Genomic DNA, 22,208 nt, shown 5'->3' on the forward strand with positions numbered 1-22,208 from the left:
CCTTCCGGTCGATCCTCGCCCCAAAGATGGCACGCCCGAGCGAAAATCAAACCCCCTGCAGCCGCCGGACCGCCCAGCGCGCGGCGTCGGCGACCGCCGGATCGGGGTCGCCCGTCAACTCCGCCGCCACCGGCCGCAGTTCCGCCCGCCCGGAGTTGCCGATGGCGTAGAGCACGTTGCGCACGAAACGGTCGCGCCCGATGCGCTTGATCGGGCTGCCGGAAAACATCGCGCGAAAGCCCGCGTCGTCGAGCCGCGCGAGCTCCGCAAGAGGCGGCGCCCCGAGTTCTTCCCGAGCGGCAAGCTTCGCCTCCCGCGCCTCGACCGCGAACTTGTTCCAGGGGCAGACGGCGAGGCAGTCGTCGCAGCCGTAGATCCGGTTGCCCAGGAGCGGCCGCAGCGCCTCGTCCACCGGCCCCGCGTGCTCGATCGTCAGGTAGGAAATGCACCGCCGCGCATCCAGCTGAAACGGCGCCGGAAAGGCGTCTGTGGGACAGATGTCGAGGCACTTGCGGCAACTCCCGCAGTGCGCCTCGCCCGGCGCATCCGGCGCCAGTTCCAGCGTGGTGAAGATCGCGCCCAGGAAGATCCAGTTGCCCAGCTCCCGCGAGAGCAGGTTGGTATGTTTGCCCTGCCAGCCCAGTCCCGCCGCCTGCGCCAGGGGCTTCTCCATCACCGGCGCGGTATCGACGAAGACCTTCACCTCGCCGCCCGCCGCCCCGATCAGCCAACGCGCCACGCGCTTGAGCCGCTTCTTGATCACGTCGTGATAGTCGCCCCCGCGCGCGTAGACGCTGATCGTGCCCACCTCGGGCTGCGACAGCGTCGCCAAGGGGTCGCTTTCCGGCGTGTAGCTCATCGCCAGCATCACGACCGAGCGCGCCTCCGGCCAGAGCGTCGCCGGATCGGCCCGCCAGGCCTCGCGCTCCGCCATCCAGCCCATCTGACCGTGATAGCCGGCCTCCAGAAACGCGCGCAGCCGCGCGGGCAGCTCGGGCACCGCGTCGGGCCGGCAGACGCCCACCGCGTCGAAGCCGGCCGCGCGGGCCTCCTCGATCAACCGATCCTTCAGCTCGCGTCCCATGCTTCTTCTTGGGTCCAAATATCCCGGGGGGAGTCGGCCGCAGGCCGACGGGGGGCAGCGCCCCCCGGCCCGCGTCAGAAATCGAGGTCCGCGTAATGGGCGGGCGGCGGGAACCCCGGCACCTGGTCGGACAGGATCCCGCGGAAGGCCGGGCGCGACTTGATCTTGGCATACCAGTCCTTGACGACCTCCGAGCGGTGCCAGTCCACGTCCGAGATATAGTCGAGCGCCGACAGATGCGCGGCCGCCGCGAAATCGGCGAGGGTCATCGTGTCCCCGGCGAGCCAGCGGCGCTGATCGAGCAGGCCGTGCATGTAGTCGAGGTGGAACTTGATCCGCTGGGCGCCGTACTTGACGTTCCGGCTGTCCGGGTAGCCCTGCTTCATCACCTTCTTGTTCACCCGCTCGTAGAGCAGCTTCGAGGTGACCTCGTCGTGGAAGGTGTCGTCGAACCATCCGACGAGCCGGCGCACCTCGCAGCGCGCGGCCGGGCTCTTCGGCATGAGGGGCGGATCGGGATAGGCCTCGTCGAGGTATTCGCAGATCGCCGCGCTCTCGGCGAGCGTCATGCCGTCGATCTTGAGCACCGGCACCTTGCCGGCCGGGTTGCGGCGCAGGAAATCCGGGTCGCCCTCCCAGTAGCGCTCCTCGACGAGTTCGACCTCGATCCGTTTCTCGGCCAGCGTCAGCCGGACCTTGCGGCAGAAGGGCGAGAGCGGAACGTGATAGAGGCGTGCCATTCCTGGGCGGACTCCGATGCCTGGGGTGGGCCAGACTTGCCCTGACGGGGCTGGTTTTTCAATCCTCGGCAGCGCGAAAGCACGCCGCGCGCCCGTCGCGGGCGATCGTCGCCGCCCCGTCCATGATCCCCGCCGCCCGGCGCCGGACGAAGGCCGAGGGTTCCGCGGCGGAGCGTGTCTTGGGCGAGGGGAGAACCGCGGCGAGGCGGGCGGCCTGAACGGCCGTGAGCTCGGCCGCCGCGACCCCGAAGTGGTGCCGCGCAGCGGCCTCGACCCCGAAGACGCCCTCGCCGAACTCGGCCACGTTGAGATAGACCTCGAGAATCCGGCGCTTGGGCCAGGCGGCTTCGACCAGGGGGGTGAGGCCGGCCTCGATGGCCTTCCTGCTCCAGCTGCGCCCGTGCCAGAGATAGACGTTCTTGACCACCTGCTGCGTGATGGTGGAGGCGCCGCGGCGCGATCCGTCCTCGAGCGCCGCGCGGATCGCTTCCAGGTCGAAACCCCAGTGGCGACAGAAATTCGCGTCCTCCGCCGCAACCGCAGAGCGGGCCATGACGGGCGCGATCCGCTCGAGCGGCACCCAGTCGTGCGCCACGCCGCCGAGGCGGCGGCTTTCCGAGGCCATGTAGGGCGTGATCGGCGGGTCGAAGAGCCGGTAGGCGAGGATCGCGAAGAGCACGAGCGCGGCGAGCCAGACCAGCGCGCGGGTGACGCCGCGCCAGAGCAGCCCCGGTATCCGCCCCACGGCACGGAAGAACCCGCCGCGGCGCGGCGGCGCGGCGTTTTCGACAGACTTCGGCGAGCTGGCGGGATTGCGGCGGGCCATGCTGGCCCCCGTCATAGCAGAGCCGGCCTGCCCGGCCATCCCCGCACCGACGGTGCGGCGCCGCTCATGCTATCCGCCGTGACCGCCATGCAGGCGCTCCAGAAAGCCCGCCTCGGTGAACACGCGCGACAGCCGCGGCGCGTCGAAGTCGACATGGACGATGCGCCGCGTCTCGTTCCCGGCACCCACGCGCCGGAAGTGGAAATCGCGCTTGGCGAAATTGCCCCGCTGCATGATCCAGCGGACCATCCCCCGTGTCACGCCGCGATAGGGGCCGATCATGTCGATGATCCACAGCGCCGTTCCGCTGTTCCAGTCCTGGGGCGCGAGGGGCCGGCCCGTCACGAGCTTCTCCTGCGCGTTCGTGTCCAGCAGCGCCCAGGTGAACATCCCGCGTGGGATGCCGTCGAAACGGAAGATGCGGAACTGTCCGGTCAGGATCGGCACCTCGAGGTAGCTGCGCAGGTCGGCGACGGGCATCCGCGCGTGGCGCGCGCTGCGGAGCGCGAGAAACATCATGTCGCCGTAGATGCGCAGGCGCTCGGCGTCCGGCGTCTCGATCTCGGGCAGGGGGCGGCCCGCGCTGTCGGTCAGCGGCGTCATGCCCGCGCCCCGGCGCTGTTGCTGCGGCGCTCCGCGCCGGAGGCAACGAGCCGGCCCTCCCACGGGCGCAGGGCAGGGCGGGCAGTCTCGGGCAACCCGGCCGCGGTGCCGAATTCGGGGAAGAGGTGGATCAGTTCGTCGCGCGCGCCGGGATCCATCGCGGCCAGGGCGTGCCGACCCGGATGGAAGCTCTCGGTCGGCAGTCCCTCGGTCAGGATGATCTCGTGCGCGTCGAAGAGGAGGTGGAAATACTCCGCCTCGCGGCATGCGTGATCGATGCGGATCGCACCGTCTCCGGCGAGCGCCCGCGCGGGCACGAGAACCTCCGCCTCGCCGAACAGCAGTTCGGCCCGCCAGCCGCACACGAGCACCCGGTGTTGCGGCGAAACCCGCAGGTCACGCTCCGGAAGGTCCGGCCCGAAGGCGCCGCGCCCGATCCGGACCGGCCGAAGGTTTGGATGTGCCGCGAGTTCCGCGGGGCCCAGCCGGCGGCGACCGATCCAGCGGATCTGCCGCACCTGGTCGTTCAGCGTCGTCACGGAATCACCCACCTCGAGCGTCTCGACCGGGACGGCCCCCTCGGGCGTCGCGATCCGGGTGCCGCGCGCCACGCACAGCAGAAGGTTGATGAAGACGGTGTCGGTATCGCTTCCATCGCTGTCGGTGCCGGTGACGGTGAATTCGATCGTCTGGTCCGAGCCCGAGGCGAAGAAGGCCTGCTTGTCGATCGTGAAGGTGAATTCGCCTGTCGTCGTGTCCGTGTTCAGGCTGCCGAAGGCATTGGTGTTGAGCGCCCCGAAGCTGTAGCCGCCGTCCGCCTCCGAGGGCGGACCTCCGCCGATCGGCACCTCGTCGAAATCGCCGCTGACCGTGGTCGCGCCACCGGTGGAGAAATCCACCGTGAAGGTCCAGGTGTCGAGCCCCGCGGTGCCGCCGCCGACCGCGCCCGTCGTCTCGCTGATGTTGTAGCCCATTAGGCCGTCGCCCGATCGCTGCCCCTCATCAGGAAGTAGGCGCAGGCACCCTTCCCGATCGTTTATCGGGGCGCATCAAAACAGGAGAATGTGGCGAATTTTGGATAAACCCAACACAGGGCCGCCCGCATGGCCGCGGCCGGGCCTCGCGTGCATCGGGCGGCGACTTTCGCCGCCGCCCGTGAATGGGGTCACTCCGCCGGGATTGCCGATTCCTCGAGCCCGAGGGGGTGGTCGATCTTGTCCAGCATCTCCTTCGGGCAGACCTGGAGGAAGTTGCCGCGCTCGGTATCCCAATGCTGCAGGATGTCCGCCGCACGGCGCGAGCCGGTCTCGGCTAGGTGCCGCTCGATCAGGCCCTTGAGTTGCGCCTCCCAGTGCTCGACCGTCACGGGGCAGGTCACGAGGCTTTCCATGTTGATCAACTGCGGCGCGCGGCCCTCGGGGTCGTAGAGGTAGGCCATCCCGCCCGTCATGCCGGCGCCGAAGTTCGCCCCGATCTCGCCCAGCAGCACCGCGACGCCTCCGGTCATGTACTCGCAGCCGTTCGAGCCGCAGCCCTCGACCACCACATGCGCGCCCGAGTTCCGCACGGCGAAGCGCTCGCCCGCGCGGCCCGCGGCGAAGAGATAGCCCGCGGTCGCGCCGTAGAGCACGGTGTTGCCGATGATCGTGTTGTCGGCGGCGGTGAGCGGGCTTTCCATCGGCGGGCGCACGACGATGGTGCCGCCCGAGAGGCCCTTGCCCACGTAGTCGTTGGCGTCGCCCGAGACCTCGAGCTTGAGCCCCGGCGCGGCGAAGGCGCCGAGCGACTGCCCCGCGCTGCCGCGCAGCTTGACCGTCAGGTGATCGGGCTGCAGCGCGTTGCGCATCCCGAAGCGGCGCACGATGTGGCTCGAGACCCTTGTGCCCACCGTGCGGTGCGTATTCTGTACGGCATAGGAGAGCTGCATCTTTTCCCCATCCTCGAGGAAGCGTTCGGCATCGCGCACGATCTCGGCGTCGAGCGTGTCGTCCACAGGCTGACGCGGCTTGTTCCGGTCGTAGCGGATGTCCTGCGCGCCATCGACCGTCAGCAGGAGCGGGTTGAGGTCCAGATCGTCCAGATGCGCGCTGCCGCGGCTCACCTGCGCCAGCAGATCCGCCCGTCCGATCACCTCGTCGAGGCTGCGGGCGCCGATCCCGGCCAGAACCTCGCGGACCTCCTGAGCATAGAAGGTGATGAGGTTCACCACCTTGTCGGCGGTGCCGGTGAACTTCTCGCGCAGGGACTCGTCCTGCGTGCAGACGCCGACGGGGCAGGTGTTGGACTGGCACTGGCGGACCATGATGCAGCCCATGGCGATGAGCGCGGCGGTGCCGATGCCGTATTCCTCGGCCCCCATCATCGCGGCCATGACGATGTCGCGGCCGGTGCGCAGGCCGCCGTCGGTCCTGAGCGTCACCCGCTCGCGCAGGTTGTTCATCGCCAGCACCTGATGCGCCTCGGTCAGGCCCATTTCCCACGGCAGGCCCGCATACTTGATCGAGGTCGCGGGCGAGGCCCCCGTCCCGCCGTTGTGGCCCGAGATCAGGATCACGTCGGCCTTGGCCTTGGCCACGCCGGCCGCGATGGTGCCGACGCCCGAGCTTGCCACCAGCTTCACCGTGACCTTGGCGCGCGGGTTGATCTGCTTGAGGTCGTAGATCAGCTGCGCCAGATCCTCGATCGAGTAGATGTCGTGGTGCGGCGGCGGCGAGATCAGCGTCACCCCCGGCGTCGAATGCCGCAGCCGCGCGATCAGCTTCGTGACCTTCATGCCCGGAAGCTGGCCGCCCTCGCCGGGCTTCGCTCCTTGAGCGACCTTGATCTCGAGCTCCTCGCAGTGGTTGAGGTATTCGGCCGTCACGCCGAAGCGGCCAGAGGCCACCTGCTTGATCTTGGCCGACGGGTTGTCGCCGTTGGGCTCCGGCGTGAAATGCGCCGGATCCTCGCCCCCCTCGCCGGAGTCCGACTTCGCGCCGATCCGGTTCATCGCGACATTGAGGGTCTTGTGCGCCTCGGGCGAGAGCGCGCCGAGGCTCATGCCCGGCGTCACGAAGCGCTTGCGGATCGAGGTGATGCTCTCGACCTCTTCCAGCGGAACGGGCTTGCCCAGCGGCTTCATGTCCAGCAAATCGCGCAGATGAATCGGCGGCTGCGCCTTCATCGCAGCCGAATACTGCTTCCAGACTTCGTAGGAGCCCTTGTTGCAGGCCATCTGCATCATGTGCATCGTCTGCGCGCCCCAGGCGTGGGTCTCGCCCGACTTGCGCATCTTGTAGAAGCCGCCGATGGGCAGGACGTTGCCGCCCGTCTTCCAGCCCTGCGCGTGCACCTCTTCGGCCTTGCGCTGGATGCCGCTGACGCCGATGCCCGATATGCGGCTGATGAGGCCGGGGAAATACTCCGCGCACATCGCGCGCGAGAGTCCCACCGCCTCGAAGTTCAGGCCGCCGCGATAGCTGGAGATCACGCTGATCCCCATCTTCGACATGATCTTGAGCAGGCCCTGGTCGATCGCCTTGCGATAGCGTGCGACGGCCTCGGTGAGCGGCCCTTCGAGCAGTCCGCGCTCGATCCGCTCGGCGAGGCTGTCCTCGGCCAGATAGGCATTGACCGTGGTCGCGCCCGCGCCGATCAGCACCGCGAAGTAATGCGGGTCGATGCACTCGGCCGAGCGCACGTTAAGCGAGCAGAAGGTGCGCAGCCCCTGCCGGGTGAGGTGGCTGTGCACGGCAGAGGTGGCGAGGATCATCGGCATCGCCACCTTCTCCGCGCCGGAATGGTGGTCCGTCAGCACGAGGTGCCCCGCGCCCGAGCGCACGGCATCCTCCGCCTCGGACCGGATGCGCGCGAGGCCCTTGCGCAGCGCGCCCTCGCCCGCCCCGACCGGGAAGGTGCAGTCGATCTCCACCATCTCGGCGTTGAAATGGCGCTTCATTTCGTCGAACTGCGCGTTCGCCACGAATGGGCTGTCGAGCACGAGGATCTCGGTCTGTGCGCTACTCTCGTCGAGCACGTTCTTGAGGTTGCCGAACCGGGTCTTCAGGCTCATCACCCGGTATTCCCGCAAGCTGTCGATCGGCGGGTTCGTCACCTGGCTGAAGTTCTGCCGGAAGTAGTGGCTGAGCGGGCGATACTTCTTCGACAACACCGCCGGCGGCGTGTCGTCGCCCATCGACGCCACGCTTTCCTTGCCGTCCTCGGCCATCGGTGCGAGGATCTGCTCCAGCTCCTCGACCGTGTAGCCGGCGGCGATCTGCCGGCGCCTGAGATCGTCGCCCGCAAAGAGCGGACGTTCGTCGAGGCTGGCCAGCGCCTCGTCGAGCTCGTTGATCTTGCCGACCCATTCGCCGAAGGGCTGGGCTGCAGCGAGCTTGTCCTTGATCTCGGTGTCGTGAAAGAGCTTGCCCTCGACCATGTCCACGGCCAGCATCTGGCCGGGGCCGAGCGCGCCCTTCTCGCGCACGGTGCTCTCGTCGGTGGGGACCATCCCCGCCTCCGAGCCCGCGATCACCAGCCCGTCGCCGGTGACGACGTAGCGCATCGGACGCAGCCCGTTGCGGTCGAGCCCGGCGCAGACCCAGCGGCCGTCCGTCATGGCGAGCGCGGCGGGGCCGTCCCAGGGCTCCATCACCGCATTGCAATAGGCATACATGTCGCGCCAGGGTTTCGGCAGCTCGATGCGGGCCTGCGACCAGGACTCGGGCACCAGCATGGTCTTGGCCATCGGCGCGTTGCGCCCCGCGCGCACGAGCACCTCGAAGACCGCGTCGAGCGCCGCGGAGTCCGACGAGCCGTTGGGCACGATCGGCTTGATGTCCTCCGCCATCTCCCCGAAGGTGTTGGACGCCATGCGGATCTCATGGCTCTTCATCCAGTTCATGTTGCCCTTCAGCGTGTTGATCTCGCCGTTGTGCGCGAGCATGCGGAAGGGCTGCGCCAGCCACCATTGCGGGAAGGTGTTGGTCGAATAGCGCTGATGGTAGATCGCGAAGGCGGACTTGAAGCGCTCGTCCTTCAGATCGGGAAAGAACTCGGCCACCTGCTCGGCCAGCATCATGCCCTTGTAGATGATCGACCGGCAGGACAGCGACGCGATGTAAAGCCCCGGCACCTGCGCCGCGAGCGCGGCCTTCTCGATGCGGCGGCGGATCACGTAGAGCTCGCGCTCGAACTGCTCCTCGTCCACGCCCGTCGCGTTCGAGATGATGATCTGCTCGATCTCGGGGCGGGTGGCGTTGGCCTTCTCGCCGAGCACCGAGACATCGACCGGCACGTGGCGCCAGCCGTAGATGTAGTGTCCCATGCGGAGCACCTCGGACTCCACGATGGTGCGGCAGGTCTCCTGCGCGCCGAAGTCGGTGCGCGGCAGAAAGACCTGGCCCACGGCGATCAGCTGATCCTCCCGGGGCTCGTGGCCGGTGCGGCGGATCTGGTCGTAGAAGAAGGGCACGGGGATCTGCACGTGGATGCCGGCGCCGTCGCCGGTCTTGCCGTCGGCGTCCACCGCGCCGCGGTGCCAGACCGCCTTGAGCGCGTCGATCCCGTGCTCGACGACCTTGCGCGAGGGCGTGCCGTCCACCGAGACGACGAGGCCCACGCCGCAGGAGGCGTGCTCGAACTCCTCGCGGTAGAGGCCCGCTTCGGCGACGCGGCGGCGCTTCGCTGCTTCGGCGGCGGCCCAGTCGGTGACGTGCTCGGTCATTGGTGTCCCTCCTCTGTGGGGGCATATTTCGCGAAGGTCTCGGCGCGGGTCAGCGTCTCGCGCGCGTCCGTCCCTTCGAAGGTCAGCGAGTCGGGCCGGCAGTCCACGAAGATCTCGTTGCGGAACGCCAGCCCGTTGGGGTCGTCCAGCAGCCCGATCGGGATCTCGTGGTCGCCGTAACCGGCGGTGCCCGGCGCGGTGACACGATACCACAGACCCGAGCCGCAGCGCGCGCACCAGGCGCGCTCGGCCCACTCCGACGACTGGATGCGGGCGACGCTCTCGGCACCCGCGATCTCGACGCGCTCGGACGGGATGTTCACGGCGACGAAGGCCGAGCCGGCCCAGCGGCGGCACATCTCGCAGTGGCAGGCGCCGTAATCGCGCGGCATGTCCCGCAGCGTCAGGCGCACCGCGCCGCAGAGGCACTTCGCCGTTCTGTCTCCGACCGTCGCGCGCATCGCGCCGCTCCCTGCTGGATGGCCTTGGGGCCGCTTACTCGGCCGCCACCGCCGGCTGCGCGGCGAGATCCTCGAGAATCGCCTGCGCCGCGTCGCGCCCGTCGCGGATCGCCCAGACGACGAGGCTCGCCCCGCGCACGATGTCGCCCACCGCATAGACGCCCGGGATCGACGTGCGTCCCGTGGTGAACTCGGCCTTCACCGTGCCCCAGCGCGTCACCTCGAGCCCGTCCACGCCCCAGAGTTTGGGCAATTCCTCCGGCTCGAAGCCCAGCGCCTTGATGACCATGTCCGCGGGCTCGGCATAATCCGCGCCTTCGATCACCTCCGGCGTCTGCCGGCCCGTCGCATCCGGGGTGCCCAGGAGCATGCGCTGCACGACGACCTCCTCGACCGGATCGCCGACGAAACCCTTGGGGGCCGAGAGCCAGACGAATTCGACGCCCTCCTCTTCGGCGTTCGCGACCTCGCGCTGCGAGCCGGGCATGTTCGCCCGGTCGCGGCGGTAGAGGCATTTCACGCTCTTCGCGCCCTGCCGCACGGCGGTGCGCACGCAGTCCATCGCGGTGTCGCCACCGCCGATCACGACGACGCGCTTGCCCTCGGCGTTCAGTTCGCCCGAGTCGAACTCGGGCACGTCGTCGCCGAAGCTCTTGCGATTCGAGGCGGTCAGATAGTCGAGCGCCCGCACGATCCCCTGCGAACCCGCGCCGGGGCCCGTCAGCTCGCGGCTCTTGTAGACGCCAGTCGCGATCAGCACCGCGTCGTGGCGGCCCCTGATCGCGTCGAAGGAAATGTCCTCGCCCACGTTGCAGTCGAGCACGAACTCGACGCCGCCCGCCTCGAGCTGTTCGTTGCGGCGCATGACCACGGGCTTTTCCAGCTTGAAGCCGGGAATGCCGTAGGTCATCAGTCCGCCGGCGCGGTCGTAGCGGTCGTAGACCGTGACCTGCAGCCCGGCGCGGCGCAGCACGTCTGCCGCGGCCAGCCCACCGGGCCCGGCGCCGATGATGCCCACGCTTTCGTCGCGCTCCACCGCCGGCGCGATCGGCTCGACCCAGCCTTCTTCCCAGGCCGTGTCGGTGATGTATTTCTCGACCGCGCCGATCGTCACGGTGCCGTGGCCGGCCTGTTCGATCACGCAGTTGCCCTCGCAGAGGCGGTCCTGCGGACAGATGCGACCGCAGATCTCGGGGAAGGTATTGGTGGCCTGGCTGAGCTCATAGGCTTCGCGCAGCCGGCCCTCGGCCGTCAGCATCAGCCAGTCGGGGATGTTGTTGTGCAGCGGGCAGTGGCTCTGGCAATAGGGCACGCCGCACTGCGAGCAGCGCCCGGCCTGCTCGCGCGCCTTCTCGTGCGCATATTCCGCGTAGATCTCGTGGAAGTCGTGCCGGCGCACGTTCGCGTCCCGCTTCTCGGGCATGGCCCGCTCGATCGAGACGAACTTGAGCATCTGCTGTCCAGACATCGCACACTCCTTCCGGCCGCTGCCGTGACGGATTGGATATAGGAAGCGGCGCTGAAAGAAAAGTCAAGTAAACTGACCTAAATGCAGATTGATCCGTCTGGCGGCAGCATCTGCATGACCTGATGCAGGAATAATAGGTCAACAACCGGACCTAAATACCGGCTTTCCTCCACAGTCCATTGGCTTATACCGGGCGCCGACTGGCCCGGCATCGCGCACCACATGACCCTGCTGCATCTCATCCTCGTCGCCGTCGTGCAGGGCGTGACCGAGTTCCTGCCGATCTCCTCGTCCGGACACCTGATTCTGCTGCCCGCGGCGACCGGCATGACGGATCAGGGGCTCGTCATCGACGTAGCGGTGCATGTGGGTACGCTGGCCGCCGTGGTGCTCTATTTCTGGCCCGACGTGCGCGACGCGCTCGGCGGCCTGCCGCGGCTGGCCACGGGCCGCGCGGACACGCCCGGGGCGCGCCTCGCGCTCCTGCTGCTCATCGCGACGCTGCCGGTGATGGCAGGCGGGCTGGCGTTGCGCCTCGCCGGCCTCGACGCGGCGCTGCGGTCGGTCGCCGTGATCGGGTGGACGACGCTGGGCTTCGGGCTGCTGCTCTGGGTCGCGGACCGTTTCGCGTCTTCGGCGCGCGAGGCCGAGGGGTGGTCGGTCCGGCACGCGATCATCCTCGGGCTCTGGCAGGCGGTCGCGCTGATCCCGGGAACCTCGCGCTCTGGCATCTGCATCACCGGCGCGCGGTTTCTGGGCTATACGCGCCACGGCGCGGCGAAGCTCGCCATGCTGATGTCGATCCCCACGATCTTCGCCTCGGGCGGGCTGCTGGCGATCGAGGTCGCGGCGGAGGCGGACGCGGCGCTGGCCCGCGACGGCGCGATCGCCGCAGCTTTCGCCTTCGTCGCGGCGCTTGCCGCGCTCGCGCTGATGATGCGGCTGCTGCGCTCGGTGAGCTTCACGCCCTATGTTCTCTACCGGATCGCGCTGGGCGCAGGTCTGCTGATCTGGGCCTACACCTAGCGACGGACCTGAAAGGGCATGCCGGCGCGTCCCTCGACGATCACGCCTGCAGCGGTTTCACCGCGAGTTCGCCCTCCTCGCGCGCCTGCATGGCGAGCGCGGCGGCATGCGAGGCGGCGGCCGTCGTGTAGTAGGGGATCTTGGCGTAGAGCGCGACCGAGCGGATGTCGCGACTGTCCTCCACGGCCTGCGCGCCTTCCGTGGTGTTCATCACCAGCGCGATCTCGGCATTCTTGAGCCGGTCGACGATGTTCGGCCGTCCCTCGTAGACCTTGTTCACCACCTCGCAGGGCACGCCGTGGCCGTCGAGCCACCGGGCCGTGCCGCGCGTCGCCACGATGCCGAAGCCGAGATCGACGAGGATCCGCGCCGCCTCGAGCATCAGCGGCCCCTTGTCGGCATCGCGGATCGAGACGAAGGCCCGGCCCTCGGAGGGCAGCACCATGCCCGCGCCCATCTGCGCCTTGAGAAAGGCGCGGGCGAAGCTGCGGTCCCAGCCCATGACCTCGCCGGTGGAGCGCATTTCTGGGCCGAGGATCGTGTCCACGCCGGGGAAGCGCGCGAAGGGCAGCACCGCCTCCTTGACCGAAAACCACGGCATGTCCGGATCGGCCAGCGTCATCGGATCGGCGAGCGGCAGGGGCTGCGCGTAGCCGGCATCCTTGTAGGGCGCGCGCCGGGCGAAGGCCGAGAGCGGCTCGCCCGCCATGACGCGGGCGGCGATCGAGGCGATGGCGCTGTCGGTCGCCTTGGCAACGAAGGGCACGGTGCGCGAGGCGCGCGGGTTCACCTCGATGAGGAAGACGTCGCCGTCCTTCACCGCGAACTGCACGTTCATCAGGCCGACGACGCCGAGCTCCAGCGCCAGCGCGCGCGTCTGGCGCTCGATCTCGGCCACGATGTCGTCGGGCAGCGAGTGCGGCGGCAGGCAGCAGGCGGAATCGCCCGAGTGCACCCCGGCCTCCTCGATGTGCTGCATGATGCCGGCGACATGCACGTCCGATCCGTCGGCGATGGCGTCGACGTCCACCTCCGTCGCGCCGGCAAGATAGCCATCGAGCAGCACCGGGTTGCGGCCCGAGACGACCACGGCCTCGTCGATGTAGCGCTCCAGATGGCCCATGTCGCGCACGATCTCCATCGCGCGGCCGCCCAGGACGTAGGAAGGCCGGATCACCAGCGGAAAGCCGATCTCCTCGGCGATGGCCAGCGCCTGCGCCTTGGACGCGGCGATGCCGTTCCTGGGCTGTTTCAGCGCCAGCTTGTTCACCAGCGTCTGGAACCGCTCGCGGTCCTCGGCGAGGTCGATGGCGTCGGGCGTGGTGCCGAGGATCGGGATTCCTTCCGCCTCCAGATCGTTGGCGAGCTTGAGGGGCGTCTGCCCGCCGAACTGCACGATAACGCCGGCGAGCGTGCCGTTCTCCTGCTCGACGCGCAGGATCTCGAGGACGTGCTCCAGCGTCAGCGGCTCGAAATAGAGCCGGTCGGAGGTGTCGTAGTCGGTGCTCACCGTCTCGGGGTTGCAGTTGACCATGATGGTCTCGAAGCCCGCATCGGTGAGCGCGTAGCAGGCGTGACAGCAGCAGTAGTCGAACTCGATCCCCTGCCCGATGCGGTTCGGCCCGCCGCCGAGGATCACGACCTTCTTGCGGTCCGAGGGACGCGCCTCGCATTCCACCTCGCCCATCATGGGCGCCTCGTAGGTGGAGTACATGTAAGGAGTCTGCGCCTCGAACTCGGCCGCGCAGGTGTCGATCCGCTTGAAGACGGCCGTCACACCGAGGTTCCGGCGCGCGCGGCGCACCTGCGCCTCGTCCCTCCCCGTCAGATGCGCGAGGCGGGCGTCGGTGAACCCCATCATCTTGAGCGCGCGCAGGCCCTCCTCCGTGACGGGCAGCCCGTCGCGGCGCAGGGTCTCTTCCGTCTCCACGATCTCGCGGATGCGCGAGATGAACCAGGGGTCGTATTTCGTGACGCCGTGAATCTCGTCGTCCGACAGCCCTTGCCGCATCGCCTGCGCGACGAGGCGGAGCCGGTCCGGCGTCTGGCGGCTCAGCGCGCGGATCACCGCCGCCTTGCCCTGCTCGGGGTCGTCGGCGCCCTCGATGGCGATCTCGTCGAACCCAGACAGCCCGGTTTCCAGGCTCGCCAGCGCCTTCTGCATCGATTCGTGGATCGTGCGGCCGATGGCCATGGCCTCGCCCACCGATTTCATCGAGGTGGTGAGATCCGGCTGCGCGCCGGGGAACTTCTCGAAGGCGAAGCGGGGGATCTTGGTGACGACATAGTCGATGGTCGGCTCGAAACTCGCCGGCGTGACCCGGGTGATGTCGTTGTCGAGCTCGTCCAGCGTGTAGCCCACGGCGAGCTTTGCCGCGATCTTGGCGATGGGGAAGCCCGTGGCCTTCGACGCCAGCGCCGAGGAGCGCGAGACCCGCGGGTTCATCTCGATCACGACCATGCGCCCCGTCTCGGGGTGGATCGCCCACTGCACGTTCGAGCCGCCGGTCTCGACCCCGATCTCGCGCAGCACGGCGATCGAGCCGTTGCGCATGATCTGGTATTCCTTATCCGTCAGCGTGAGGGCAGGGGCCACGGTGATCGAATCGCCCGTGTGCACGCCCATTGGGTCCACGTTCTCGATCGAACAGACGATGATGGCGTTGTCCGCGCGGTCCCGGACGACCTCCATCTCGAACTCTTTCCAGCCGAGAAGCGACTCGTCGATCAGGATCTGGCCGACGGGAGAGGCGTCCATGCCGGACCGGCAGTAGTGAATGTAGTCCTCGCGGTTGTAGGCCACGCCGCCGCCGGTGCCGCCCAGCGTATAGGCAGGGCGGATGATCGCCGGCAGCCCGATCTCGTCCAGCGCCTCGAGCGCGGTCTGAACGCCGGCCTCGAGGTCGAACTGGCCGTTGTCCTTCCTGGGCGCGCTGACGATTGTCGCGGCCGGGTTTTCCAGCCCGATGCGCTCCATCGCTTCGCGAAAGAGCGCGCGATCCTCGGCCATCTCGATCGCCTCGCGCCGGGCGCCGATCATCTCGACCCCGTGTTCGGCCAGCACGCCCATCTCCTCGAGCTTGAGCGCGGTGTTGAGCCCCGTCTGCCCGCCCATGGTGGGCAGCAGCGCGTCGGGCTTTTCCCTGGCGATGATCTTCGCCACCACCTCGGGCGTGATGGGCTCGATGTAGGTGGCGTCCGCGAGTCCCGGGTCGGTCATGATCGTGGCCGGGTTGGAGTTGACCAGGATGACCCGATAGCCCTCTTCACGCAGCGCCTTGCAGGCCTGCGCGCCGGAGTAGTCGAATTCGCAGGCCTGCCCGATGATGATGGGCCCCGCGCCGATGATCATGATCGACTGGATGTCGGTGCGTTTGGGCATGGAGAAACCTGCAGGAAAGGGCCGCGCGACGTCGCGCGGGTTATAGTCGAGCGCCGGGGCGGCGCAAGGGGCCGGCGCGTGCCGTCGCGGCCGGTTGATCTGCGTCAACAAATGTTGACACCACGTATGTCACGCTCCCTGCCAACGAGGGAGAAAGATCATGCGCATTCTGTTCGTCCATCCCAACTACCGCTCCGGCGGCGCGGAGATCGCGGGCAACTGGCCGCCTGCCTGGGTCGCCTATCTGACGGGCAGCCTGCGACGGGCGGGGTTCGACGATATCCATTTCGTCGATGCCATGACCAACGACCTCTCGGACGAGGAAGTGGGCGCGCGGATCGAGGAACTGCAGCCCGACGCCGTCGGAGTCACGGCGATCACGCCCTCGATCTACAAGGCCGAGGAAATCCTGCGCATCGCACAGGAAAGGGCGCCGGACGCCGTGCGCATCCTGGGCGGAATCCACGGCACCTTCATGTTCAAGCAGGTGCTGTCAGAGGCGCCCTGGATCGACGTGATCGTGCGCGGCGAGGGCGAGGAGATCGTCACCGAACTGATGACCGCCATTTCCGAAGGCCGCTGGCCCGCGGACAGGCAGAAGATCAAGGGCCTTGCGTTTCGCGACGGCGAGCGGATCGTGGCGACCGAGGCGGCCTCGACGGTGAAGAACCTCGAGGGGATCAAGCCCGACTGGTCGATCCTCGAGTGGGAGAAATACATCTACATCCCGCTCAATACCCGCGTCGCCATCCCCAACATGGCGCGCGGCTGCCCCTTCACCTGTTCCTTCTGCTCGCAGTGGAAATTCTGGCGCGACTACCGGGTGCGCGAGCCCAAGGCGGTGGTGGACGAGATCGAGGATCTCGTGGAGAATCACGGCGTCGGCTTCTTCATCCTTGCCGACGAGGAGCCCACCATCAACCGCAAGAAGTTCGTCGAGTTCTGCCAGGAGCTCATCGACCGCGACCTGCCGCGGCGGGTGCAGTGGGGCATCAACACGCGCGTCACCGACATCTACCGCGACCGCGAGCTTCTGCCCTTCTACCGCGAGGCGGGGCTGGTGCACGTCTCGCTGGGGACCGAGGCGGCGGCGCAGATGAAGCTCGACCAGTTCAACAAGGAAACCAAGGTCGAGGAGAACAAGCAGGCCATCAAGCTCCTGCGCGACGCCGACATTTTCGTGGAGGCGCAGTTCATCGTGGGTCTCGACAACGAGACGAAGGAGACGCTGGAAGAGACCTACCGCATGGCCTGGGACTGGCAGCCCGACCTCGCCAACTGGGCGATGTACACGCCATGGCCCTTCACACCGCTCTTCCAGGAACTCAAGGACAAGGTCGAGATCTACGACTTCTCCAAGTACAACTTCGTCACGCCCATCATGAAGCCCGCGGCGATGGAGCGGGGCGAGCTGCTTGACGGCGTGATGAAGAACTACCGCCGCTTCTACATGCAGAAGGCGCTCTTCCACTATCCGTGGCGGGGCACCGGCTATCGCCGCCGTTACCTGCTGGGTTGCCTCAAGGCCTTCATGAAGGCGGGCTTCGCACGCACCTTCTACGATCTCGGCAAGGCCGGCTACTGGGGGCCGCAGTCCAAGGGCAAGGTGGATTTCCACTTCGACGAAAGCCGCCAGATCGCCGAGGCGCAGATGGAGGACTGGGAGGCCGCGGCCGACCGCGCCGCCCGTGCGAAGGAGCGCCGCGAGGCCGTACGCGCGCAGATGAAGGAGCGCGCGGAACAGCGGCGCGAGGGGTTCCGGATGCCCAACGGCGCCGAGGTGAAGGCCTGCGGCGGCGGCACAGAGCAGATGGAAGACGCCTGAGATGGCCGCGCTCGCCGAAGCGGATCTGCGCGCCGACGCGGTCGATCCCGCGTCGGCCCGGATCGGGCCCAACGCGCTCTTGCAGTTGCATCCCCTGCTGCGCGAGGCCGGGCTTGCCGGGCCGGTCTATGCCGCCGCGGGCGTGACCGAGATGCCCGACGGCAGCGGCATGATCGACGAACGGCCGGTGGCGCGCGTGCATCAGGAGCTGCGGCGTCTCGCGCCCGACCGCGCGGCCGACCTCGCCTACGAGGCCGGTGTGGGCACGGGGCGTTACATCCTTGCCCACCGCATCCCCCGCATGGCGCAGACGCTGCTGGTCGCGATGCCCGCGCCGGTCGCGGCGCGGCTGCTGTCGCGGGCGATCGCCGCCAACGCCTGGACCTTCGCGGGCTCGGGCGACTTCCGCGTCGTCTCTCCCTTCGTCTTCGAGTTGCGCGACAACCCCATCGTGCGGGGCGAGCGGGCCGATCACCCGCTCTGCGACTGGCATTGCGGCGTCTTCACCACGCTCTACGCCGCGCTCGTGCATCCGCACATGCGCTGCACCGAGACGACCTGTTGCGCCATGGGCGCGCCCGCCTGCCGGTTCGAGTTGGCGCGCGCGGCCTGAGCGCTATTCGCCCGCCTTGAGCTGGGCGTGCACCGGCGGCGTGTAGAGATAATCCCGGGTCGCCGGGATCGTCCGCTGCTTTTGTGCGAGCTGGATCTGGAACACGCCCTGCCGGGCACAGTCGAAGAACGCCTCGCAGGACACGAGATAGTAGCGCCACATGCGGATGAACCGCTCGTCGTTGAGCGCGCGCACCTTGTCGAGGTTGGCCTCGAATCGCCTGCGCCAGTGTTCGAGCGTGCGGGCGTAGTGATAGGTGCCCTGCAGGATCTCGATGTCCGTGCCGTGCAGGCCCGACTTCTCGATCGGCACGGCAAGTTCAGAGAGCGATGGCACATAGCCGCCCGGGAAGATGTACTTGCTGAACCACGGCGACTGGGCCGTGGGTTCGGTGATCCGGCCGATCGTGTGGATCAGCGCGATGCCGTCGGGCGCGAGCAGCTTCGCCACCTGGTCGAAATAGGTCTGGTACTGCGGGATGCCGACATGCTCGAGCATGCCCACGCTGACGATCCGGTCGAAGGGCTCGTCAAGCTTGCGGTAGTCCAGCAGACGGAACTCCACCCGCTTCGACAGCCCCGCCGCCTCCGCCCTCTCGCGGGCGCGCGCCAACTGGTTCTCCGACAGCGTCACGCCCACGACCCGCGCCCCGTAATCCCGCGCCAGCGTGATCGCCATGCCGCCCCAGCCGCAGCCGATGTCCAGCACGCGATCGCCTTCGCGGATCATCAGCTTTTCCGCGATATGCGCCTTCTTGGCCGCCTGCGCCTCTTCAAGCGTCATGTCGGGGCGGGCGAAATAGGCGCAGGAGTACTGCCAGTCCTCGTCGAGGAAGAGCGCGTAGAGATCGTCGCTCAGATCATAGTGATGCGCCACGTTCTGCCGGGCGGTGAGCGGCGTGTTCTTCATCGCCCAGCGGCGAAGCGCGAAACGGATCCGGTCGATCGCGCGGATCCACGGCGGAAAGGTGCCCTCGTCGCGGTTGGTGATCAGCAGCGCGAGCAGGTCGTAGAGCGCGTCCTTCTCCACCTCTATGGTGCCGTCCATGTAGCCCTCGCCGAGGGCGAGCTCGGGGTTCAGGCAGAGCCGGCGATAGACGGCCGGGTCGGTGAAGCGCACGCGGGCTTCCATGTCGCCGCCGGGCCCGTAGGCCTTGCTGCTGCCGTCAGGACCGGTAACCTCAAGGCGCCCGCGGACGATCAGCCGCTCGAGCATCCTGTCGAAGACGTTTTCCCACATGACTTCCCCCTTCCTGCCTCGGCGGACCGCCATGGCGCATGGATGGTTGACGTTGCTCCCGTTGCGTCACTATGCCACCCGATTCGGATTTCCTCAAATCCCGCGCGACGCCTGCCCTTGACTTCTGCCCGACTGGCAAGTGTATCGGCGCCGGATCGCTGACCCGGAGGGCATCATGCACGCCTATCGCACCCACACCTGCGCCCAGCTCGACACCGGCAACGTCGGGCAGACCGTGCGCCTTGCCGGATGGGTCCACCGCGTGCGCGACCACGGCGGCGTTCTCTTCATCGACCTGCGCGACCACTACGGCGTGACGCAGGTGCTCTGCGACCCCGACAGCGCGGTCTTCGCCGAGGTCGAAAAGGTCCGCTCCGAGTGGTGCATCCGCATCGACGGCGAGGTGAAGGCGCGCGACCCCTCGCTGATCAACCCCAAGATCCCGACGGGCGAGATCGAGGTCTTCATCCGCGACATGGAGGTGCTCGGCCGCGCGCAGGAGCTGCCGCTCATGGTCTTCGGCGATCAGGAATACCCGGAGGAGACGCGCCTGCGCTACCGCTACCTCGACCTGCGCCGCGAGGAGATGCAGCGCAACATGACCCTGCGCGCGGACGTGATCGCCTCGATCCGCCGGCGGATGTGGGACATCGGCTTCCGCGAGTATCAGACGCCGATCATCACCGCCTCGTCCCCCGAGGGCGCGCGCGACTTCCTCGTGCCCTCGCGGCTCCATCCCGGGAAGTTCTACGCCCTGCCGCAGGCGCCGCAGCAGTTCAAGCAGCTGCTGATGGTCTCGGGCTTCGACAAGTATTTCCAGATCGCGCCCTGCTTCCGCGACGAGGATCCCCGCGCCGACCGCTCGCCCACCGACTTCTACCAGCTCGACATGGAGATGAGCTTCGTCACGCAGGACGAGGTCTTCGCGACGATCCAGCCGGTGATCGAGGGCGTTTTCGAGGAGTTCGGCAACGGGCGCAAGGTGGACAGGCACTGGCCGCAGATCGCCTACCGCGACGCGATGCTGTGGTATGGCACCGACAAGCCCGACATGCGCAATCACATCAAGATGCAGGTGGTGAGCGCGCATTTCGCCGGCAGCGGCTTCAAGATCTTCGCCGACCTGCTCGAGCAGGAGGGCACCGAGGTGCGCGCCATTCCTGCGCCCGGCGGCGGCAGCCGCAAGTTCTGCGACCGGATGAATTCCTTCGCGCAGCAACAGGGGCTGCCGGGGATGGGCTACATCTTCTGGCGCGAGGGCGAGAGCGGCGTCGAGGCCGCCGGCCCGCTGGCCAAGAACATCGGCCCCGAACGGACCGAGGCGATCCGGCAGCAGCTCGGCCTCGGCAAGGGCGACGCGGCCTTCTTCCTGGGCGGGCGTCCCAAGGACTTCATCGGCGTGGCGGCGCGGGCGCGCGACGTGATCGGGCGCGAACTCGGCCATGTCGACGAGGATCGCTACGCCTTCGCCTGGATCGTGGATTTCCCGATCTACGAGAAGGATCCCGAGACCGGCGAGATCGACTTCGAGCACAACCCCTTCTCGATGCCGCAGGGCGGCATGGATGCGCTGGAGGGCGACCCGCTGGAGGTGCTGGGATACCAGTATGACCTGACCTGCAACGGCTATGAACTCGTCTCCGGTGCGATCCGGAACCACAAGCCCGAGGTGATGCTCAAGACGTTCGAGATCGCCGGCTACTCCGAGGAAGAGGTGCGCCGCCGCTTCGGCGGGCTCTACACCGCCTTCCACTACGGCGCGCCGCCGCACGGCGGCTGCGCGGCCGGCATCGACCGGATCGTCATGCTGCTCGCCGACGAGATCAACATCCGCGAAGTGATCCCCTTCCCGATGAACCAGCGCGCCGAGGATCTGATGATGGGCGCGCCCTCCGAGCCCGCCGCAGAGCAGCTCATGGAGCTTGGGTTGCGGGTGGTGCCGAAGGAGTAGCGCGGCCCCTCAGATCGCCGCGCGCTCCGTCAGCCGCTCCTGCACCAGTCCGGCCAGCCTGGCGAGATCGTTGCGCCGGGGGCGGCCCTCGCGGCGCGCCTGCGCGAGCGCGTCGGTCGCCAGCCGTAGCGGCGCGTCGCCCGCGCTGCGTGCCACGCCCGAAAGGAACTGCACGAGATAGTCGAGCTCGGCCTCCTCCATTTCTCCGCCGATGATCTCGGCCGCGGTGGCGAGGTCGTCCCGGTAGATCGCCGGATCGGGGCGCAGCTCGTCCGCCGGCGGCTCGTCGCAGGCCATCGGTGCGCGGTCCGGCAGGCGCTCCAGCACGGCGGCCTGAAAGGTGGCGAGGCTGGCGATCGGCTTTTCCAGGAATCCGTCGGCGCCCGCCGCCAGCGCCTCTGCCGCGCGGGAGGGATCGGCGCTCATTCCCAGGCGCGCGGGGACCGGGGGCTGCGCCGCCGCGGCCTCTTGCAGAAGGGTGCCGCCGCAGCCGTCCGGCAGACCGAGATCGACCAGCAGGACCGTGGGCCGATAGACCGATAGATGGCGCCGCGCGGTCCGCAGGCTGTCGGCGCGGCGGATCCGCGCGCCCGACTTCAGGCACAGCAGGCGGAGCGCTTCGGAGGCATAGCGGCTGTCCTCGACCACGAGGATGGTCAGGCCGAGAAAGGGCCGGCGTGCGCTGGGCAGGGGCGCACGGGCGAAGGGGTCGCGGTCGTCCATGTCGGCTCTCCCGAGGTTTTGCATGGCGCGATCCTCGGCGGCATAACGTGAAGACCGGGTTAACCATGCCGCGGCCCGATGCGGCGTCACGCCCCTTGCGGCCGCGGGCGGGCGCGGCGCATAACCGCATCTGAAATCGACACGAGGAGCTTCCGCCCATGATCGGCCGCCTGAACCACGTCGCCATCGCCGTGCCCGATCTCGAGGCCGCCGCCGAGCAGTATCGCGGCGCGCTGGGCGCGACCGTCGGCGCGCCGCGGGACGAGCCCGATCACGGCGTCACCGTGATCTTCATCGAGCTGCCCAACACCAAGATCGAGCTGCTGCATCCGCTGGGCGAGGACAGCCCGATCAAGGGCTTCCTCGAGAAGAACCCCGCCGGCGGCATTCACCATGTCTGCTACGAGGTCGAGGATATCCGCGCGGCCCGCGACCGGCTGCGCGACAGCGGCGCGCGCGTCCTCGGCGACGGCGAACCGAAGATCGGGGCGCATGGCAAGCCGGTGCTCTTCCTGCACCCCAAGGACTTCAACGGCTGCCTGATCGAACTCGAGGAAGTCTGA

Annotated in this window: 16 protein-coding genes; 5 read left to right on the top strand and 11 right to left on the bottom strand. The window is 68.3% G+C overall.

What is annotated here, in order from left to right; genetic code table 11:
• Positions 1–46: 46 nt before the first annotated feature.
• The 8 genes from queG to DRV85_RS07055 form a co-directional block, all read right to left on the bottom strand.
• Positions 47–1,084: a tRNA epoxyqueuosine(34) reductase QueG gene (queG, locus tag DRV85_RS07020; protein WP_113288746.1), complete on the bottom strand. Its 1,038-nt coding sequence runs from the start codon at positions 1,082–1,084 to the stop codon at positions 47–49.
• A 74-nt stretch (positions 1,085–1,158) separates the two neighbouring features.
• Positions 1,159–1,824, bottom strand: a complete 666-nt coding sequence (fzlA, locus tag DRV85_RS07025) for an FtsZ-binding protein FzlA (protein ID WP_113288747.1) — start codon at positions 1,822–1,824, stop codon at positions 1,159–1,161.
• A 58-nt stretch (positions 1,825–1,882) separates the two neighbouring features.
• Positions 1,883–2,650 (bottom strand): monofunctional biosynthetic peptidoglycan transglycosylase, encoded by a 768-nt coding sequence (gene mtgA, locus DRV85_RS07030; RefSeq protein ID WP_113289194.1) that lies wholly within the window; start codon positions 2,648–2,650, stop codon positions 1,883–1,885.
• Positions 2,651–2,719: 69 nt separating this feature from the next.
• The gene (locus DRV85_RS07035; protein WP_158540120.1) at positions 2,720–3,253 is read right to left on the bottom strand and encodes a toxin-activating lysine-acyltransferase; all 534 of its coding nucleotides are present in this window, start codon (positions 3,251–3,253) and stop codon (positions 2,720–2,722) included.
• Positions 3,250–4,227: a Hint domain-containing protein gene (locus DRV85_RS07040; protein WP_113288749.1), complete on the bottom strand. Its 978-nt coding sequence runs from the start codon at positions 4,225–4,227 to the stop codon at positions 3,250–3,252. The genes DRV85_RS07035 and DRV85_RS07040 overlap by 4 nt, the downstream gene beginning before the upstream one ends.
• Before the next feature lie 191 nt (positions 4,228–4,418).
• The gene (gene gltB / locus DRV85_RS07045) at positions 4,419–8,957 is read right to left on the bottom strand and encodes a glutamate synthase large subunit (RefSeq protein WP_113288750.1); all 4,539 of its coding nucleotides are present in this window, start codon (positions 8,955–8,957) and stop codon (positions 4,419–4,421) included.
• Positions 8,954–9,418 carry a GFA family protein gene (locus tag DRV85_RS07050; RefSeq protein ID WP_113288751.1) on the bottom strand — a complete coding sequence of 155 codons (465 nt, stop codon included), beginning with the start codon at positions 9,416–9,418 and terminating at the stop codon, positions 8,954–8,956. Before DRV85_RS07050 ends, gltB begins: the two co-directional genes overlap by 4 nt.
• A gap of 34 nt (positions 9,419–9,452) precedes the next feature.
• Complete coding sequence (locus DRV85_RS07055; protein ID WP_113288752.1) at positions 9,453–10,886, bottom strand: NAD(P)-dependent oxidoreductase; 1,434 nt, start codon at positions 10,884–10,886, stop codon at positions 9,453–9,455.
• A gap of 222 nt (positions 10,887–11,108) precedes the next feature.
• Between DRV85_RS07055 and DRV85_RS07060 the strand changes: the two genes are divergently transcribed.
• Positions 11,109–11,912 (top strand): undecaprenyl-diphosphate phosphatase, encoded by an 804-nt coding sequence (locus DRV85_RS07060; protein WP_113288753.1) that lies wholly within the window; start codon positions 11,109–11,111, stop codon positions 11,910–11,912.
• Positions 11,913–11,952: 40 nt separating this feature from the next.
• Here DRV85_RS07060 and carB read toward each other — a convergent pair whose 3' ends face one another.
• On the bottom strand, positions 11,953–15,294 hold the full coding sequence (carB, locus tag DRV85_RS07065; protein WP_113289195.1) for a carbamoyl-phosphate synthase large subunit: 3,342 nt from the start codon (positions 15,292–15,294) through the stop codon (positions 11,953–11,955).
• A 160-nt stretch (positions 15,295–15,454) separates the two neighbouring features.
• Between carB and bchE the strand changes: the two genes are divergently transcribed.
• Both bchE and bchJ read left to right on the top strand, forming a co-directional pair.
• Positions 15,455–17,119: a magnesium-protoporphyrin IX monomethyl ester anaerobic oxidative cyclase gene (gene bchE / locus DRV85_RS07070; RefSeq protein WP_113288754.1), complete on the top strand. Its 1,665-nt coding sequence runs from the start codon at positions 15,455–15,457 to the stop codon at positions 17,117–17,119.
• A gap of 1 nt (position 17,120) precedes the next feature.
• Complete coding sequence (bchJ, locus tag DRV85_RS07075; protein WP_113288755.1) at positions 17,121–17,732, top strand: bacteriochlorophyll 4-vinyl reductase; 612 nt, start codon at positions 17,121–17,123, stop codon at positions 17,730–17,732.
• A gap of 3 nt (positions 17,733–17,735) precedes the next feature.
• Here the strand turns inward: bchJ and DRV85_RS07080 are convergent, their stop codons facing one another.
• On the bottom strand, positions 17,736–18,971 hold the full coding sequence (locus tag DRV85_RS07080) for an SAM-dependent methyltransferase (protein ID WP_113288756.1): 1,236 nt from the start codon (positions 18,969–18,971) through the stop codon (positions 17,736–17,738).
• A gap of 175 nt (positions 18,972–19,146) precedes the next feature.
• On the opposite strand from DRV85_RS07080, the gene aspS reads away from it, so the two are divergent.
• Entirely contained in the window at positions 19,147–20,922 is a 1,776-nt protein-coding gene (gene aspS / locus DRV85_RS07085; protein ID WP_113289196.1) for an aspartate--tRNA ligase, read from the top strand.
• Positions 20,923–20,931: 9 nt separating this feature from the next.
• Here aspS and DRV85_RS07090 read toward each other — a convergent pair whose 3' ends face one another.
• Complete coding sequence (locus DRV85_RS07090) at positions 20,932–21,645, bottom strand: response regulator (protein ID WP_113288757.1); 714 nt, start codon at positions 21,643–21,645, stop codon at positions 20,932–20,934.
• A 158-nt stretch (positions 21,646–21,803) separates the two neighbouring features.
• On the opposite strand from DRV85_RS07090, the gene mce reads away from it, so the two are divergent.
• Positions 21,804–22,208, top strand: coding sequence for a methylmalonyl-CoA epimerase (gene mce / locus DRV85_RS07095; protein WP_113288758.1), 405 nt, complete (start codon positions 21,804–21,806; stop codon positions 22,206–22,208).

The sequence above is a fragment of the Rhodosalinus halophilus genome, from assembly GCF_003298775.1.
GTDB lineage: Bacteria > Pseudomonadota > Alphaproteobacteria > Rhodobacterales > Rhodobacteraceae > Rhodosalinus > Rhodosalinus halophilus.

What these genes read in the sequence shown, in the direction of transcription:
- queG (WP_113288746.1), bottom strand. Translation starts at nt 1,084, where the DNA reads ATGGGACGCGAGCTGAAGGATCGGTTGATCGAGGAGGCCCGCGCGGCC.
- fzlA (WP_113288747.1), bottom strand. Translation starts at nt 1,824, where the DNA reads ATGGCACGCCTCTATCACGTTCCGCTCTCGCCCTTCTGCCGCAAGGTC.
- mtgA (WP_113289194.1), bottom strand. Translation starts at nt 2,650, where the DNA reads ATGGCCCGCCGCAATCCCGCCAGCTCGCCGAAGTCTGTCGAAAACGCC.
- DRV85_RS07035 (WP_158540120.1), bottom strand. Translation starts at nt 3,253, where the DNA reads ATGACGCCGCTGACCGACAGCGCGGGCCGCCCCCTGCCCGAGATCGAG.
- DRV85_RS07040 (WP_113288749.1), bottom strand. Translation starts at nt 4,227, where the DNA reads ATGGGCTACAACATCAGCGAGACGACGGGCGCGGTCGGCGGCGGCACC.
- gltB (WP_113288750.1), bottom strand. Translation starts at nt 8,957, where the DNA reads ATGACCGAGCACGTCACCGACTGGGCCGCCGCCGAAGCAGCGAAGCGC.
- DRV85_RS07050 (WP_113288751.1), bottom strand. Translation starts at nt 9,418, where the DNA reads ATGCGCGCGACGGTCGGAGACAGAACGGCGAAGTGCCTCTGCGGCGCG.
- DRV85_RS07055 (WP_113288752.1), bottom strand. Translation starts at nt 10,886, where the DNA reads ATGTCTGGACAGCAGATGCTCAAGTTCGTCTCGATCGAGCGGGCCATG.
- DRV85_RS07060 (WP_113288753.1), top strand. Translation starts at nt 11,109, where the DNA reads ATGACCCTGCTGCATCTCATCCTCGTCGCCGTCGTGCAGGGCGTGACC.
- carB (WP_113289195.1), bottom strand. Translation starts at nt 15,294, where the DNA reads ATGCCCAAACGCACCGACATCCAGTCGATCATGATCATCGGCGCGGGG.
- bchE (WP_113288754.1), top strand. Translation starts at nt 15,455, where the DNA reads ATGCGCATTCTGTTCGTCCATCCCAACTACCGCTCCGGCGGCGCGGAG.
- bchJ (WP_113288755.1), top strand. Translation starts at nt 17,121, where the DNA reads ATGGCCGCGCTCGCCGAAGCGGATCTGCGCGCCGACGCGGTCGATCCC.
- DRV85_RS07080 (WP_113288756.1), bottom strand. Translation starts at nt 18,971, where the DNA reads ATGTGGGAAAACGTCTTCGACAGGATGCTCGAGCGGCTGATCGTCCGC.
- aspS (WP_113289196.1), top strand. Translation starts at nt 19,147, where the DNA reads ATGCACGCCTATCGCACCCACACCTGCGCCCAGCTCGACACCGGCAAC.
- DRV85_RS07090 (WP_113288757.1), bottom strand. Translation starts at nt 21,645, where the DNA reads ATGGACGACCGCGACCCCTTCGCCCGTGCGCCCCTGCCCAGCGCACGC.
- mce (WP_113288758.1), top strand. Translation starts at nt 21,804, where the DNA reads ATGATCGGCCGCCTGAACCACGTCGCCATCGCCGTGCCCGATCTCGAG.